Origin of the sequence: Marinobacter bohaiensis (assembly GCF_003258515.1) — a bacterium.
Classification (GTDB): domain Bacteria; phylum Pseudomonadota; class Gammaproteobacteria; order Pseudomonadales; family Oleiphilaceae; genus Marinobacter_A; species Marinobacter_A bohaiensis.
This window is the reverse complement of record NZ_QGEH01000001.1, coordinates 2,330,839-2,345,673: the sequence shown is the minus strand read 5'-3', so window position 1 is coordinate 2,345,673 and position 14,835 is coordinate 2,330,839. Positions and strand designations below refer to the sequence as shown.

The window sequence follows — 14,835 nt, the reverse complement described above, 5'->3', positions numbered from 1 at the left end:
GGTTGACGTTAACGTAAAGGTAATTCGATGATTGAATACCTGTCAACGGCTTTCGGCATTCAGGGGCGTCAGCGCAGCGAATCGATCAGGCGGTTATTAAGGTCGGTCCAGCGTTCCAGTTTGTCGGCGTTGCCGATGCGCTTTTCGTCTTCATCCAGGCGTTGCAGCCAAAGGCCTTCGCCGTTGAAGCTGTAGACGGGTTCCAGGTCGTCCCGTTGCGAGGCAGGTTTGATTTCGTTGATCAGGTTGTCGAGCACCAGGGGGTCGGCATCGGGTTCCGGATACCAGGCCAGCACCATGTGGGCCTGGTTGAGTTCGAGCGCCTTGACGTAGGTGATGCGCAACTGGTCGTCCGGGACGCCCAACGACCGTAGGGTGAGGTACTTGGCGATGGAGAAATCCTCGCAGTCGCCGCCGTTGGTCGCCAGCAGTTCCACGGGCGTGGCCCAGTAATCCTCTTCGCCCCAGTGCTCGATGTCGTTGACGAATTCCGCCTGGTTGAAGAACGAGTTCACCAAACGCAATTGACGGCGGACCGGGGCCTTGGCGGCCAGTTTCTCAAGGGACTGCCACTGCTCCAGGCGTTTGCGGGCGCCGTCGCCGAATTCCCGGGCCACATAGTCAAGCAGGCGTGAACTGAGCTCGATGCCAATGACCGCCGTCGCGGTCAATGACAGGGCCAGGACCAAGAACCTGATTCCTCGCCTGATCCGCGTCCGAGTCATCCTTACCCTCAGTTACTGTTCTGGCGCAACCGCTCCCTGAGTTGCTCGAGTCGCCGCCTGATTTCCTCGCGCCGCTCGCTGGTGACCCCGGGCGCGGAGCGCGGGGGCTGAACCGGCTGGGCCGTTGGAGGCTGGCTTGCCGCCGGTTCCGGCGCCGCCTCGGGTGCAGCGCCGGCCACCTCAATGCCCGAGCGGTCGGAGGTTTCGGGGAAGTAGAGGTTCTCCAGCTTGCCGCTGCGCTCAATGATCACGCGGTCCGCATAGACTGAGCGCAGGGTGGCGTTGCCGGGCAATTCGTCGCCGACCAGGTACACCTCGGTCTGGTTGTCGCTGCCTTCGATCAGGGCGCTGGCGGTGGAGTCTTCGTCGCCGGCCATGACGCCGCGCAGGAACAGACGCAGATTGGTCTCCGGCAGGTTTTCGGTGGACTGGGGCGTGCTGGCGGCCTGGGGATCGGCAGCGCCAAAGAGATCGATGGAAGACAGTTCGACCTGCTCCGGGCCCTGACTGGCGGATTCGCTGGACGGGTTGGCGGTCGCCGTGGCTTGTCCGGACGATGGACGCGCCTGGTAGAACTGCCATCCCTGCCAGCCGAGGGAGGCCAGCATGCCCACGATCAGCACGATAGCGATCAGCAGTGGTAAGCGGGCGTAGATGCCAGTCATGAGCTTTATCGGTCTCCTTGCACGTGCGCTTGGCCGTCTCCCTGTGGCCGAATGCGCGAGCTGTCGATGTCACGAAGCCCCGGGACGAATCGCACTGTAACAGTTTAGACAACAGCGCAATAAATACTGCGATACAATCGGAATTGGGGAGTGGGGCTGGATTATAGGCCCGGTATGACGAATGTTCGACCAAAAACGACGTAAAAATAAAAAGATAGGCGATCCGGCCTTGACGAGTGTATCTATTTCTCAGATAACTCGTGTGAGGCCATCATTCGGTAACCGGCCTATGGTAGCCTTGACCTTTTACAATAACAGGCACAGGTAGGGACCGGCGTGGAACACGACCTCGAGTTACAGGCCCAGGATGCTCCGGTAGGGCGTTTGCCCTTCACGTTTGCCAAGCGTCACGGCGTCATTCTGACCCGCGGCGACAACGGCGGTTACAAGCTGCTGGTGAGGCCCGGTGCGTCGCCATCGGCGCTGGCGGAGGCCAACCGCATCAGCGGCGGCCAGGCCCACTTCGAGCCGATTGCCACCGAAGATTTCGACGATGCTCTGAATGCCGCCTACCAGAACGACTCCGCCGAAGCCATGCAAATGGTCGAAGGCATCGGTGACGACATGGACCTGGCCAGTCTCGCCGACTCCGTCCCGGAAACCGAAGACCTGCTCGAGCAGGAAGACGATGCCCCCATCATCCGGCTGATCAACGCCATCCTCACCGAGGCGGTCAACACCAACGCCTCGGACGTGCACATCGAAACCTACGAAAAACGCCTGGTGGTGCGCTTCCGTGTGGACGGTATCCTGCGCGAAGTGGTCCAGCCCAAGCGGGCGCTGGCGCCGCTGCTGGTGTCGCGGATCAAGGTCATGTCGCGGCTGGATATCGCCGAGAAGCGAGTCCCCCAGGACGGCCGGATATCCCTGCGCGTGGCCGGCCGGGAAGTGGACCTGCGGGTCTCCACCATGCCGTCATCCAACGGCGAGCGTATCGTGCTGCGTCTGCTGGACAAGCAGGCCGGCCGGCTCAAGCTGGAATCCCTGGGGATGGCCGCGCGCGACTACAAGGTTCTCAAGGACCTGATTCAACGCCCTTACGGCATATTGCTGGTGACCGGGCCCACCGGTTCCGGTAAATCCACCACGCTGTACGGCGCCTTGCAGGAAATCAACGACCGCAGCCGCAACATCCTCACCGTCGAGGATCCGATCGAGTACAACCTGTCCGGTATTGGCCAGACCCAGGTCAACCCCAAGGTCGACATGACCTTCGCCCGTGGGCTGCGGGCCATTCTGCGCCAGGATCCCGACGTGGTCATGATCGGGGAAATCCGTGACCTGGAAACCGCCGAGATCGCGGTACAGGCGTCCCTTACCGGTCACCTGGTGATGTCCACACTGCACACAAACACAGCCGTTGGCGCCATTGCCCGCCTGATCGACATGGGGGTGGAGCCCTTCCTGATTTCCTCCAGCCTGATCGGCATCATCGCCCAGCGTCTGGTGCGCGTTTTGTGCCGTCATTGCAAGGAGCCGTATCTGCCGTCACCGGAGCACTGCGAATTCCTGCAGCTGGATCCGGAGAATCCGCCGCGCATCTACAAAGCCGTTGGTTGTGACGAGTGTAACCAGTTGGGTTACCGGGGCCGGATGGGGATCTACGAGGTGGTGCGGGTGGACGAACAGCTGCGTGACCTGATCCACCGCCAGGCTGGTGAAATGGAACTGGAACATATGGCGCGTCAATTCGGCCCCAGCATCCACGCCGATGGGGTCGCCAAGGTGCTGGACGGCTCGACCACGGTCGAGGAAGTCCTGCGCGTGACGCACCGGGGTTAATCGATGCCCGCATTCAACTACAAGGCGCTGGACGCCCGGGGCAAGCAGAAACAGGGCGTACTGGAAGCGGACAGTGCCCGAGCCGTACGCCAGCAGCTGCGGGAGCGGCGGCTCACGCCGCTGGCGGTGGAAACCGCCTCGGAAAAGGGCGCCAGGGCCGGTGGCGGCAGTCGCCGGGGACGCGGACTGAGCGCGTCGGACCTGGCGCTGGTGACCCGTCAGTTGGCTACACTGATCCAGTCCGGCATCCCGGTGGAACAGGCTCTGGGGGCGGCCGCCCAGCAATCGGAAAAACCGCGCATCAAGAGCATGATGATCGCGATCCGCTCCAAGGTGATGGAAGGGCACAGCCTGGCGGACAGCCTGGGCGAGTTTCCGCGGGCCTTTCCGCGCCTGTACCGTTCGACGGTGGCGGCCGGGGAGCACGCCGGCCATCTGGATCTGGTGCTTAACCGCTTGGCGGACTACACCGAGAACCGGCAGGAAGCGCGCCAGAAGATCCAGTTGGCGGCGATCTACCCGGTGATCCTGACTGTGGTGGCCATTGCCATTGTGGTCTTCCTGCTGACCTATGTGGTGCCGGACATCATCGACGTTTTCGTCAAGCAGGGTCAGGAGCTGCCGGCGCTGACCCGGGGCATGCTGGCGATATCCGATTTCCTGGCGGCTTACGGCGTGTTCCTGGCGATTATCCTGATCGTGATTGGCCTGGCCTTCCAGTTCGCCCTGCGTAAGGAAGCGAACCGGCTGAAGTTTCATCGTTCATTGCTGCACATGCCGGGGGTGTCCGGCATGTCGCGTGGCGTTAATACCGCGCGCTACGCCAGTACCCTTTCGATTCTGACCACCAGTGGGGTGCCGCTGGTCGAAGCCATGCGGATTGCCGGCGAAGTGCTGTCCAACGATTACCTGCGGCTCAAGCTAAAGAATGCCGCCCAGTCGGTGAGCGAAGGGGCCAGCCTGCACAAGTCGCTGGACGGTACCGGCTACTTTCCGCCGATGATGCTGCACATGATCGCCAGCGGCGAGGCCAGCGGTGAGCTGGACCACATGCTTGAACGCACCGCGAGCATGCAGGAAAACACCTTACAGGCAAAGATCCAGACATTGGTGGGGCTGTTCGAACCACTGATGCTGCTCGTGATGGGGGGCGTCGTGCTGATCATCGTCATGGCGATCATGCTGCCGATCCTCAACATGAGTAATCTGGTGGGATAAGGGTCGGACAGGAGGTTCGGCCGGGATAACACAGACCAACGAGCAATATGAGACGGATGACAATGAAACAACTGAGAAAAAACGCGGGTTTCACGCTGATCGAGATCATGGTGGTGATGGTGATTCTCGGTCTGCTGGTCGCTATCGTGGCGCCCAACATCCTGGGCCGGAGTGACCAGGCCCGGGTGACGGTGGCCCAGACCCAGATGAGTAATATCGCCAACGCACTGGATCTCTATCGCCTGGACAACGGCCACTATCCTTCCACCCAGCAAGGACTTCAGGCACTGGTGACCAAGCCCAGTGGCAGTCCGGAGCCTAACAACTGGAATCCGGACGGCTACCTGAAAAGCGTACCCCAGGATCCGTGGGACAACGATTACCAGTACATCAGTCCGGGTGTGGACGGTCCCTACGACCTGTTCTCCTACGGCTCCGACGGTCGTGAAGGCGGCGATGGCGACGCTGCGGACATCAGCGTTCGCGACAATCCCGACCAGTAAGTGGTCCGTTCCATGCGCCGGGAACGTGGTTTCACGCTGATCGAAATCATGGTGGTCATGGTCGTGGTCGGACTGCTGGCCGTGATCGCCGTGGTGAATCTGGGCGGCGGAGCCCAGCAGCGGGAACTGGAGAACCAGGCGCGGGAACTGTTCCTGCTCATGCAAACGGCGTCGGAACAGGCGGTGCTGACCAACAGTGAAATGGGGTTGGCCGTCGACGGCGAGCGCTACCGCTTTCTGGCCTACAACGCGGTAGAGGGCGAGTGGCAACCCCAGCAGGAGCGCCTGTTCGCCCAGCGGCAGTTGCCCGAGTGGATGTCGCTGACCTACGAAGTCGAGGACGACCTGCCAGCCCTGCCGGGCCAGACCGAGGAGGACGACGCGCCGGAACCGGACATCGTATTCTATTCCTCCGGCGAGATGACGCCGTTCAACATGGTTCTCGGGATCCAGGAGCGGGAACTGGGCCGCTACCGCATCGAGACCGACGGCCTCAACGGCCTGGACTGGTACCCGCCCGGGGAAGAGGACAGCCTATGATACGGAACCGCCCGATCCGCCGGCAGACCGGTTTCACGCTGATCGAGGTTCTGGTTGCGGTGCTGGTTTTCGGGATCATCGCGGCGGCGGCCTCGGAGATCGGCAGCAACTACATCGGTACGTTCAGCCGGGTGCAGGACCGCACGCTCGCCAACTGGCTGGCGGAAAACATCATCACCGAGAAACGCCTGGAAACTGAATTCCCCGGGATCTCCGAAGAAACCGAGATCATCGACGACTTTGCCAATCGGCGCTGGCAGGTGGAAACCCGTGTCATCGGCACCGAGGATCCCAAGGTGCGCCGCATCGAAGTGACCGTCTCGGAATTCGTCGACGACGATGAACGGCAACTGGCGACCATGACGGGGTTCCTTGGTGATTATTGACGTCTCGACAAGGCGCCGCCGGCAGGGCGGTTTCACGTTGCTGGAGGTGATGATCGCCGTCGGCATCACCGCGTTGATCGGTATTGGCGTCTGGCAGATGATCAACGGTGTGATCCGCGCCCGGGATCGGGTGGACGATGTGGCCGACGATTTCGAGACGCTCCAGCGCGCCATGCTGGTGATTGAGCGCGACATCACCCAGGTGGTCAACCGTCCGGTGCGGGACATCTACGGGGACGCCCGCTACGCCATGACCAGCCGCGAGGAGGGCGTTGCCGTGGCGCTGACCCGTCAGGGCTGGCGCAATCCCATCGGCAGCCGGCGCAGTGACTTGCAGCGGGTTAACTACGAATTCACCGGGGACGAACTGCACCGCCGTTACTGGGGCATGCTCGATGTTGCCCAGGACGCGGAGGGTCGCGATCAGTTGCTGGTGTCGGATGTGGTCGATTTCCAGGTGCGCTTCATGGATGAAAACGGCAACTGGGAAGAGGACTGGCCGCCGGCGGATGCGGCCCAGGAAGCCTCTGGTTCACCGGCGTCGCTGACGGCCATTGCCTTCCCGCGGGGTATCGAGATCACGCTGGATCACGAACGCTTCGGCGAGATTACCCGATTGTTCGCACTGCCGGACTTCGATCCGGAATCGGCCCAGGGCCTGGTGACCGACGCTACAGAATCCGACGACGAGGCGGATGACGAGGATACCGACGAGGGGGCCGCCGAAGACGACAGCGCCGCTGACCAGTCCGACGGGGAGGCCACGCAATGAAGCTTTCCCGCACAGCGCGCGCGCCTCGCGCAGCAAACCCACAGCGTGGCGTGGCGCTGATCATGGTGCTGCTGGCCATGGCGCTGGTGGTGACCCTGGTGGCGGGCATGATGCAGATCCAGTCCCTACGCATCTACAAGACCAGTCATTACCTGGCCCAGAGCGAAGGCAAGAACATTGCCATCGGCGCCGAGGCCTTTGCCGAGCAACTGCTGTACAAGGATTATGAGGACGACCAGGAAGACGGCGTCATGATCGACAGCCCGGACGAAGTCTGGGCCCAGTATTCCGCCGTGATTCCCTACGACGAGACCAGCGTGGTGGAGGTCCAGATCAACGACCTGAGCGGGCGGATTAACCTCAACAACCTGGTGGATGCGTCCGGCAACGTCAACGACCTGACCCGCGACCGGTTGACCCGTCTGCTCCAGATCCTCGACATCAGCAACGTCAGGGTCGAAGCGCTGATTGACTGGATCGATGACAACGACCAGACCGTGAACGCCTACGGCGCGGAGGACGGCGAGTATCTGGGGCTGGACCCGCCATACCGGACCGGCAACCAGCCGTTTACCAGTGTCTCCGAGCTGAGGCTGATCACCGGCATGACCGAGGAAGCCTACCGCAAGCTGATGCCGTACGTGGCGGCGCTGCCGGTCACCGGCACGACGATCAATGTTAATATGGCGCCGGCGCCGGTGTTGCAGTCCCTGCACGAGAACCTGACCGCCGCCCAGATCGAAACGGTGATCGAACAGCGCGAGGATGAGCCTTTCGAAACGGTGCAGGACTTCCTGGCCCTGGGTGCATTCGCCGGCCTGGGGCTTAACAGCAATGGCCTCGGGATTCGCTCGGAATTCTTTGACATTGCCTCGCGGATCACCGTCAATGACAGGTTGTACCGTCTGGTAACGACGCTCTATCGCGATCCGCAGGGGGCGATGTACACAATTCGCCGGGACGAAAGCCAGACCAACCTGATCACCAAGGAACCCTACCAGCTGTCGATGGACGGCTGAGTCTGACCGGACGCTGAATGGACCGGCAGCGCACAGCGACGAATGACGAGCGGCGAGCAATAATAACAGCAGGCAGTAACAGACAGGACAGGAACACGCACACATGTCATACCGACTCTATGTCCAACCGGTCGCCCCCTTCGCGGCGTTGCACGGGGACAGCGACCACCAGCGCTTTGACTGGGCCCTGATCGATGCCAGCGGCATGTTCCAGGCGACCGGTCAGGACGAGGATCGGTCCCGAATCGAGCAGACACTGACTCAGAACGACCTGGATCACGTGCGGCTGATCGGTCTTATTCCGGGTGACGAGAGTCTGTTCTGTTTCGCCGAGATTCCCGCCAAACAGGCGCGCTACGTACGCCAGGCCCTGCCGTTCGCCGTCGAAGAGCAACTGGCCCAGGACATCGACAGTGTCCACCTGGCCCTCGGCCAGCGCTCGGAACAGGGCTTCCGGGTCGCGGCGATCGATAACAAGCGCATGGCGCTCTGGTACACGCTTTTCGACGACATCGCCGGCGCCGACCTGGAAGCGATCTATCCCGAGGCATCCCTGTTGCCGATCCAGGACACCCGCTGGTGTCTCTGCCTGGACGGTGACGCCACGTTCGTTTCCGGTAGCCGCGGCGAGTGGTTCCGCATGAATACCGCGAACCTGCCTGTCTTCGCCTATACCCTGGCCAACCCGGAGGAAGACGAGGTGGCCGCCGAGATTCCCGTGGCGCTTTACGGTCGCGCCGGGGACCTGGAAGCGCAGCGTTCGGTGATCGACGGATTGGGCGCGCAGGAGCGCCTGAGGCTCCATAGAGAGGCGTTGGAGATGTCGCCTCTGGAACTGCTGGTTCATGCCGACCACAACGACCTGTGCGATCCGATCAATCTGTGCCAGGGCGAATTCGAGCCCCAGGATCAGGGCGCCAGCACCTGGCGGGCCTGGCGCCCGGTCGCGATTGTGGCCGGTCTCTGGTTCGTTCTGCAGTTGGGCGTGGAAGCCGGCCTGGGATACTACCACCTGACCCAGGCGCGGGATCTGGAGCAGCAGGCCATGTCGATCTACCGCGAGGCCTTTCCCGGCGATACCCGGACCCATGCCGGTAACGTACGCCGCGTGCTGGAAGGGCGCCTGAGGGTAGCCAGCCAGGAAGGACCCCGCGCTGATTTCCTGTCGCTGCTGGGGCAGACCGGGGCCGAATACGAACGCCTGGGCGGCGGCAATGTCCAGTTCAACGCCGTGAACTACAGCCGTCAGCGCGGCGAGCTGGTGGTCGAATTACGCGCGGACAGTTACGACCGCCTCAGCGCCTTGCGCAGTGCCATCGGCGACCGCGGTTTCGAAGCGCGCATCGGGTCGGTGGTCAACGACAGCGATGGCGCGCGGGCCCGTCTGACGGTTTCCGGAGGGTCGTGACATGTTCGAGACATTAAAAAAGCAGCCGTCGGTCCAGAAGCTCGTCACGCAGTACGACAACCTGCCGCGCCGTGACCAGATGGCGCTGCAGATCATGGCGGTGGCGATTGCCCTGTTCCTGGTCTACTTCCTGATCTGGAGGCCGATCGCCGACTTCCACGAAAACGCGGTGGCCGAACGCCAGTCGGCCGCGGATCTGGTGGCGTGGATGCAGCAGCATCGTGACGACATCGCCCAGTTGGGAGCCGCCGGGGACTCCCGGGGCGGCGCCTCGCAGATTACGGACGTGCGATCGTTGATGTCGACCGTGACCACCAGCGCCAACGAGTCGGGCTTGTCGCTGCAGCGTTTCGAGCCCAGCGGCGAGGACGGGATGCGGGTCTGGATCGAGGATGCGCCGTTCAACCAGGTGTCCCGCTGGCTGGAGACGCTGACCGGAGAATACGGCATCGTCATCGACCAGGCGGCCATCGATCGGGAGAACCAGCCCGGTCTGGTCAGCGTTCGCCTGTCCCTCGAGATCTAGCGCGCGAGGCGCTCACGGTCCGGCCGTCGTGCGCCGGGCCTTGCTCTGCAGCCAACGGAGGAGCGGGATGATGCCCGATGCCAGCGATCGGCCGGTATCCGGGGTCCGGCCGGAAGTCGTCCGCCTGGACCCCAGCGCCATCAATGAAGCCAAGTCGATTCTCGTCAAGGCCTACCGCCACGAACCCACCTTTCATCACCTGTTCAACGAGCGCCAGCCGGGCTATGACCGCCGGGTGCGGGCGACGGTACGGGAACTCATCAACCTCTATCGGGAACTGGACCAGGACGCCGTCGGCATCATGCTCGATAACACCCTGGTCGCCGTCGCCTTCCTGGGCGACCCGGAACTGCGGCTGAACCTGACCGACCGATTGAGCTGGCGACTGCGCATGACGCTGACGGCAGGCCTTGCATCGACGCGCCGTTACATTGATTATCATGAGCAAATTCGGGCCCGGTTGCCGAAGGAGGGCGTGCACCAGTTGCCGCTGATGGGGGTGGACCCCAAGTATCAGAACCGGGGTTATGGTCGGCTGTTGCTGGAGGCGGTGGAACGGTTGTGTCGGGACAATCCCCGGGGCAACGGGCTGGTTCTTGATACCGGCAATAGTCGATATCTGCAATTCTACGAGTCGCTCGGATTCCGTAATCTGGGCGAGATACGCCTGGGGGAGCTGCGTGAATACGTCCTTTACCGGGATGTGAGCGTGGCCTCCGGGGCGACTGAGTAATTGATCTGGGAGTCGATGTGGCGGAACAGTTTGAATTCGATCTGGTGGTGATTGGGGCCGGTTCCGGCGGTGTACGCCTGGCGCGGATGTCTGCCCAGCGCGGTGCTCGTGTAGCGGTGGTGGAATCCCGTTACCTGGGGGGCACCTGCGTCAATGTGGGCTGTGTGCCCAAGAAGCTCTTCGTCTACGGATCCCACGTGGGCGAGGATCTGGAAGACGCCGCCGGCTACGGCTGGTCGGTGCCGGACGGCCAGGTCAGCTTTGACTGGCCCACGCTGGTGGCCAACAAGAACACCGAGATTCATCGCCTGAACGGCATCTATCAGCGTCTGCTCGACAACGCCGGCGTTACCGTCATCGAGGGCACGGCGCGACTGGCGGATGAGCACACCGTGGTCGTCGGCGATCGTCGGATCTCAAGCAAACACATCACCGTGGCCACCGGCAGCTGGCCGACGGTGCCGGATATCCCGGGCAAGGAATGCGTGCTGACCTCGAACGATATGTTCTACCTGCCGCAGTTGCCCAGCGAGGCGGTCATCTGGGGCGGTGGCTACATCGCTGTTGAATTTGCCGGCATCCTGGCCGGATTGGGCGTGAAAACCACGCTGCTGTATCGGGGCGAGCTGTTCCTGCGCGGTTTTGACGACGACGTGCGTGCGTTCGTCGCGGACGAGATGCGCAAGAAAGGCGTGGACCTACGCTTTGGCGTGAACATCGAATCGGTGCGGCCGGAAGGCGCCCATTACATCCTCCAGCTCAGCGACGGCTCCAGCCTGACCACCGGGCTGGTGATGGCGGCCACCGGTCGCAGCGCGCTCGTGGACGGGCTGGGGCTTGAGGAACTCGGGGTAGAGCTGACCTCATCCGGCCATGTGGCGGTGGACGATCATTTCCAGACAGCCGCATCCTCCATTACCGCGCTGGGCGACGTTATCGGCACGCCGCAGTTGACGCCGGTGGCCATTGGCCAGGCCATGGTGCTCTCGCGCCGGTTATTCGGCGACGGTGAGGGCGATATGGACTATGACGCCATTCCCACCGCCGTGTTCTGCCAGCCCAATATCGGCACCGTCGGCCCGACGGAGGCCCAGGCGAAGGAAAAGTACGGCAAGCTGCGAGTCTACCTCACCGACTTCAAGCCCATGAAGCACACGCTGACCGGGCGGGACGAAAGGACGCTGATGAAGCTCATCGTCGACGACGCCAGCGACCGGGTCGTCGCCGCCCATATGGTCGGGCCGGAAGCCGGGGAGATCCTGCAGGGCCTGGCGGTGGCCATCAAGGCCGGGGCGACCAAGGCCATGTTCGACAGCACGGTCGGCATTCACCCGACCTCTGCCGAGGAGTTCGTCACCATGCGCGAGCCGACACGGATCGTGGAGTAGACGATCTCAGGGGGCGCCGCAAAGGCGTCTTCCCGAGCGTCGTCTTCAGGATGCGCCTGACTGGGTATCCGGCAGGCGCATCCAGCGGTTGATCACGTTACGCAGTTTTTCTTTGCGCACGGGCTTGGCGAGATAGTCGTTCATGCCCGCTGCGCGGCATTGCCGGTCGGTGCCGGGGAGCGCGTCGGCGGTCAGGGCGATGATGGGGATGCTGTCCCGCTGGTGCGCGGTTTCCCAGGCGCGGATGCAGCGCGCCGCTTCATAACCGTCCATGACCGGCATCTGGCAATCCATCAGGATGATGTCGTAGGTGTTGCGGCTCTCTGTCACCAGTTTGACCGCGACGTCGCCGTTCTCGGCACTGACGGTCTCGAACCCGAAACGCCTCAGGAGCGCGCTGGCCACCCGCTGGTTGACTTCGTTGTCTTCCACCACCAGTGCGAGCGGGGCATCGTTGAGCGTCTTCGCCGGTTCTTCCCGGTCCGAAGTCGGCTCATCGAGGGCCGGCGCCGTTGGCGGCGCGATAAAGCGTTCGCCCGGCTCTGAAGCGTCCGTTCCGGACTGCTCGAACGGGAGTTCGAAGTAGAACGCCGATCCGCTGCCGACATTGCTGTCCACGCGGATATGCCCGCCCATCAGTTCGATCAGGCGTTGCACCAGCGCCAGGCCCATGCCGGTACCCCCGTGGCTGCGCGATGAGGAGCTGTCGAGCTGCTCAAAGCTGTTGAAAATGCCGCTCAGGTGCTCGGCCGGAATGCCGGTTCCCGAATCACGCACCTCGCAGCTGAGGTAAATGGAGCCACCTTCCATCTCCAGCCATTCCGCGCGCACGCCGACATGGCCTTCCTCGGTGAATTTGATGGCGTTCTCCAGCAGTCCGGCCAGCACCTGGCGCAGGCGGCCGGCGTCGCCGCGTACCCGGGCGCCGTCCGGCCAGTTGCTGGAGAAATGCAGTTCCATGTCGAGCCCCTTGCATTCGCACTCATGGCGATGAGTGGCGACGCAATTCTCGATGACCTGCCGCAGGTTGAACGATCGATGTTCCAGCACCAGTGTGCCGCGCTCGACCCGGGAATAATCGAGAATATCGCTGATCACCGTCAGCAGATCCTCGGTGGCGCGCCGGGCGGTCTGCATGTAGTCCTTCTGACGCTCCGACATGGGTTCTTCTGCCACCAGCTCAAGCATCCCCAACACCCCGTTCAACGGCGTACGCAGCTCGTGGCTCATCATCGCCAGGAACTCGGATTTGGTCCGCGAGGCGGTTTCTGCCCGCTCCCGCGCACGCTCCGTCGACTCCAGCGTCTTGTTGCGTGAATCCCGCAGCTGCGCCAGGTGGTAGGCGAGGGCGGTCAGGTTCTGTTCCAGGTCGTTGATCTCCCGGGCCACTTGCGAGGAGCGCCCGGGTGGGTCATAGCGACCGTCGATCAGTCCCTTGACGCTTTCACTGAGGTTCTGGATCGGCCTCGAAATCCGGTTGGCGATCTGATTGATGATCAGCAGCGTGACAATCAGCACCGACACCGCAATGGCGAAGGACGTGAAGATGATTTCCTGTCGCTGGGTGGTTAGCCGGGAGCCGGAAACCGCCACGCTGACCGAACCGATGCGCAGGGCGCCGGAGTGACTGGAGAGCCCCGGCTCGAACCATTCGAAATCGGTGCCGCTGTCGATTTCCAGGGGTTGCTGAAGAATGTCGGAATGGAACACGAAAAAGTCGTCGTCCTCCGGGCTGACGTCGGTGCGGGCCTCGAGACCGACCACCTGATCGTTGACGTCACGCACCCGGATCCAGGCCACCTCGCTGCGCCGCAGAGTGCGCTCGAGAATCTGCTTCAGCGCGGCCTGGTTACCCGACACCACGGCGTACTCGACGGCCGGCGCCAGGTTGTCCGCCACCACCTGGGTCGCGCGGAACAGGTCCTTGCGTACGTCTTCGAGGCGGACCGAAGTAAAGAATATGAGCAGCACGAAAAACATCAGGATTGCCGGCACGGTCCCCAGCAACAGCAACTGACGGTTAAGCGGGCGTTGCCGGTTACTCATCTCCGACTCCTGTATTCGTATCTTCGAGTGCCCGGAGGCGGTCCAGTACCTCGGTGGCTTCGGGCAACGGAATATTCAGTGAACGAGCGACCTGCTCGTTGAACAGAACGGAATACTGGTCTGGGAAATCCGGGGCCGGAAGCTGCCCGGAGGCGACATACTGCCGGATGATATCGACCGTCTGTTTCACGACCGCTTCCGTTGGAGTGTAGGTCGACGCCAGGGCGCCCGCCTGCACAAACGCCCGTTCCGGGCCGATGAGGATGCGGTTGTGGCGATAGGTCGTCAGCAGTATGTGCTTGATGGTTTGCCGGTTATAGATTTCCGGATTGGGCGTTCCCAGCAGGAAGTCGCCGTAATTGAGGGCGCGGCTCAGGGTGGATACCAGGTTCTCCGGGCTTTCCACGGTAAAGGTCCGCAGGTCGAGCCCGTAGGGCGCCAGTTCCTCAGCGAGCGTGCTGTAACGCTGTTCCTGGCCGGGCTCGGCCAGCACCGCGATGCGCGACGCCTGGGGCAGGATCTGCTGGCCCAGCAGGGCCTGACGTTTGAGCGGCGGGTTGAGATACACGGCGCTGAGGTCGGGGCGTTCCAGGGCGCGATACTGGGCGAACTGGGATTCGGTGACCATCAGGGCCAGGGTGGGTACCGGCCTGTCCTGCTGCACGATGTCATTGACTGCCGATGGGCCCAGGGTGATCACCAGGGCGCGGGGCGCCTGGGACTGGGCCCTGGCGGAGTAGTTCATCAGCTTGATGTTGTTGGGCAGGGCCTTTTCCAGACGTTGCCGGAACAACAGGTTGAACGACAGGTTTTCGGAACCGGCCAGGAACACGATATGCGGCGTACCGGGTGACTCCGACAGTTTGACGGACGGCGCAGCCTGGAGCTGTGCCAGGCACAACAGGCCGGTCAGGGTGGCCAATGTCCGACTCCGCCATCTCCGGAGCCGGGCACCGACTGCGCTTCTTGGCTTCCCGCGTTGCATCATCCGATTCGTCAGCCGCCTTGCATGACGGTATCCGTCCCTGTGACGGTCCCTGTCCAACTCACTGCATCCACCACCG

At 62.8% G+C, this 14,835-nt stretch carries 15 protein-coding genes; 11 read left to right on the top strand and 4 right to left on the bottom strand.

What is annotated here, in order from left to right; genetic code table 11:
• Positions 1-68: 68 nt before the first annotated feature.
• Both DKK67_RS10525 and DKK67_RS10520 read right to left on the bottom strand, forming a co-directional pair.
• A complete protein-coding gene (locus tag DKK67_RS10525; RefSeq protein ID WP_111496297.1) occupies positions 69-725 on the bottom strand; it encodes a transglutaminase-like cysteine peptidase in 657 nt (218 codons plus the stop codon).
• A gap of 8 nt (positions 726-733) precedes the next feature.
• Positions 734-1,390 carry a type II secretion system protein N gene (locus DKK67_RS10520; protein WP_111496296.1) on the bottom strand — a complete coding sequence of 219 codons (657 nt, stop codon included), beginning with the start codon at positions 1,388-1,390 and terminating at the stop codon, positions 734-736.
• 336 nt (positions 1,391-1,726) lie between these two features.
• Here DKK67_RS10520 and gspE point away from each other — a divergent pair, with 336 nt between their 5' ends.
• From gspE to gorA, 11 genes are all read left to right on the top strand, one after another.
• Positions 1,727-3,232: a type II secretion system ATPase GspE gene (gspE, locus tag DKK67_RS10515; protein WP_111496295.1), complete on the top strand. Its 1,506-nt coding sequence runs from the start codon at positions 1,727-1,729 to the stop codon at positions 3,230-3,232.
• A 3-nt stretch (positions 3,233-3,235) separates the two neighbouring features.
• Positions 3,236-4,450 (top strand): type II secretion system inner membrane protein GspF, encoded by a 1,215-nt coding sequence (gspF, locus tag DKK67_RS10510; protein WP_111496294.1) that lies wholly within the window; start codon positions 3,236-3,238, stop codon positions 4,448-4,450.
• A gap of 47 nt (positions 4,451-4,497) precedes the next feature.
• Entirely contained in the window at positions 4,498-4,953 is a 456-nt protein-coding gene (gene gspG / locus DKK67_RS10505; protein WP_111496293.1) for a type II secretion system major pseudopilin GspG, read from the top strand.
• A 12-nt stretch (positions 4,954-4,965) separates the two neighbouring features.
• Complete coding sequence (gene gspH / locus DKK67_RS10500) at positions 4,966-5,493, top strand: type II secretion system minor pseudopilin GspH (protein WP_111496857.1); 528 nt, start codon at positions 4,966-4,968, stop codon at positions 5,491-5,493.
• On the top strand, positions 5,490-5,879 hold the full coding sequence (gene gspI / locus DKK67_RS10495; RefSeq protein ID WP_111496292.1) for a type II secretion system minor pseudopilin GspI: 390 nt from the start codon (positions 5,490-5,492) through the stop codon (positions 5,877-5,879). Before gspH ends, gspI begins: the two co-directional genes overlap by 4 nt.
• Positions 5,869-6,651 carry a type II secretion system minor pseudopilin GspJ gene (gspJ, locus tag DKK67_RS10490; RefSeq protein ID WP_111496856.1) on the top strand — a complete coding sequence of 261 codons (783 nt, stop codon included), beginning with the start codon at positions 5,869-5,871 and terminating at the stop codon, positions 6,649-6,651. The genes gspI and gspJ overlap by 11 nt, the downstream gene beginning before the upstream one ends.
• A complete protein-coding gene (gene gspK / locus DKK67_RS10485) occupies positions 6,648-7,670 on the top strand; it encodes a type II secretion system minor pseudopilin GspK (protein WP_162628820.1) in 1,023 nt (340 codons plus the stop codon). Before gspJ ends, gspK begins: the two co-directional genes overlap by 4 nt.
• Positions 7,671-7,773: 103 nt before the next feature.
• The gene (gene gspL / locus DKK67_RS10480) at positions 7,774-9,078 is read left to right on the top strand and encodes a type II secretion system protein GspL (RefSeq protein ID WP_111496291.1); all 1,305 of its coding nucleotides are present in this window, start codon (positions 7,774-7,776) and stop codon (positions 9,076-9,078) included.
• 1 nt (position 9,079) lies between these two features.
• Positions 9,080-9,604, top strand: coding sequence for a type II secretion system protein GspM (gspM, locus tag DKK67_RS10475; protein WP_111496290.1), 525 nt, complete (start codon positions 9,080-9,082; stop codon positions 9,602-9,604).
• 70 nt (positions 9,605-9,674) lie between these two features.
• The gene (locus DKK67_RS10470; RefSeq protein ID WP_111496854.1) at positions 9,675-10,337 is read left to right on the top strand and encodes a GNAT family N-acetyltransferase; all 663 of its coding nucleotides are present in this window, start codon (positions 9,675-9,677) and stop codon (positions 10,335-10,337) included.
• 17 nt (positions 10,338-10,354) lie between these two features.
• On the top strand, positions 10,355-11,725 hold the full coding sequence (gene gorA, locus DKK67_RS10465; protein ID WP_111496289.1) for a glutathione-disulfide reductase: 1,371 nt from the start codon (positions 10,355-10,357) through the stop codon (positions 11,723-11,725).
• Between the two features lie 45 nt (positions 11,726-11,770).
• On the opposite strand, the gene DKK67_RS10460 is transcribed toward gorA, so the two are convergent.
• Positions 11,771-13,771 carry an ATP-binding protein gene (locus DKK67_RS10460; RefSeq protein ID WP_111496288.1) on the bottom strand — a complete coding sequence of 667 codons (2,001 nt, stop codon included), beginning with the start codon at positions 13,769-13,771 and terminating at the stop codon, positions 11,771-11,773.
• Positions 13,764-14,693 (bottom strand): ABC transporter substrate-binding protein, encoded by a 930-nt coding sequence (locus DKK67_RS10455; RefSeq protein ID WP_111496287.1) that lies wholly within the window; start codon positions 14,691-14,693, stop codon positions 13,764-13,766. Before DKK67_RS10455 ends, DKK67_RS10460 begins: the two co-directional genes overlap by 8 nt.
• Positions 14,694-14,835: the final 142 nt, after the last annotated feature.

What these genes read in the sequence shown, in the direction of transcription:
- DKK67_RS10460 (WP_111496288.1), bottom strand. Translation starts at nt 13,771, where the DNA reads ATGAGTAACCGGCAACGCCCGCTTAACCGTCAGTTGCTGTTGCTGGGG.
- gspH (WP_111496857.1), top strand. Translation starts at nt 4,966, where the DNA reads ATGCGCCGGGAACGTGGTTTCACGCTGATCGAAATCATGGTGGTCATG.
- gspM (WP_111496290.1), top strand. Translation starts at nt 9,080, where the DNA reads ATGTTCGAGACATTAAAAAAGCAGCCGTCGGTCCAGAAGCTCGTCACG.
- gspI (WP_111496292.1), top strand. Translation starts at nt 5,490, where the DNA reads ATGATACGGAACCGCCCGATCCGCCGGCAGACCGGTTTCACGCTGATC.
- DKK67_RS10470 (WP_111496854.1), top strand. Translation starts at nt 9,675, where the DNA reads ATGCCCGATGCCAGCGATCGGCCGGTATCCGGGGTCCGGCCGGAAGTC.
- DKK67_RS10525 (WP_111496297.1), bottom strand. Translation starts at nt 725, where the DNA reads ATGACTCGGACGCGGATCAGGCGAGGAATCAGGTTCTTGGTCCTGGCC.
- gspK (WP_162628820.1), top strand. Translation starts at nt 6,648, where the DNA reads ATGAAGCTTTCCCGCACAGCGCGCGCGCCTCGCGCAGCAAACCCACAG.
- gspF (WP_111496294.1), top strand. Translation starts at nt 3,236, where the DNA reads ATGCCCGCATTCAACTACAAGGCGCTGGACGCCCGGGGCAAGCAGAAA.
- DKK67_RS10520 (WP_111496296.1), bottom strand. Translation starts at nt 1,390, where the DNA reads ATGACTGGCATCTACGCCCGCTTACCACTGCTGATCGCTATCGTGCTG.
- gspL (WP_111496291.1), top strand. Translation starts at nt 7,774, where the DNA reads ATGTCATACCGACTCTATGTCCAACCGGTCGCCCCCTTCGCGGCGTTG.
- gspG (WP_111496293.1), top strand. Translation starts at nt 4,498, where the DNA reads ATGAGACGGATGACAATGAAACAACTGAGAAAAAACGCGGGTTTCACG.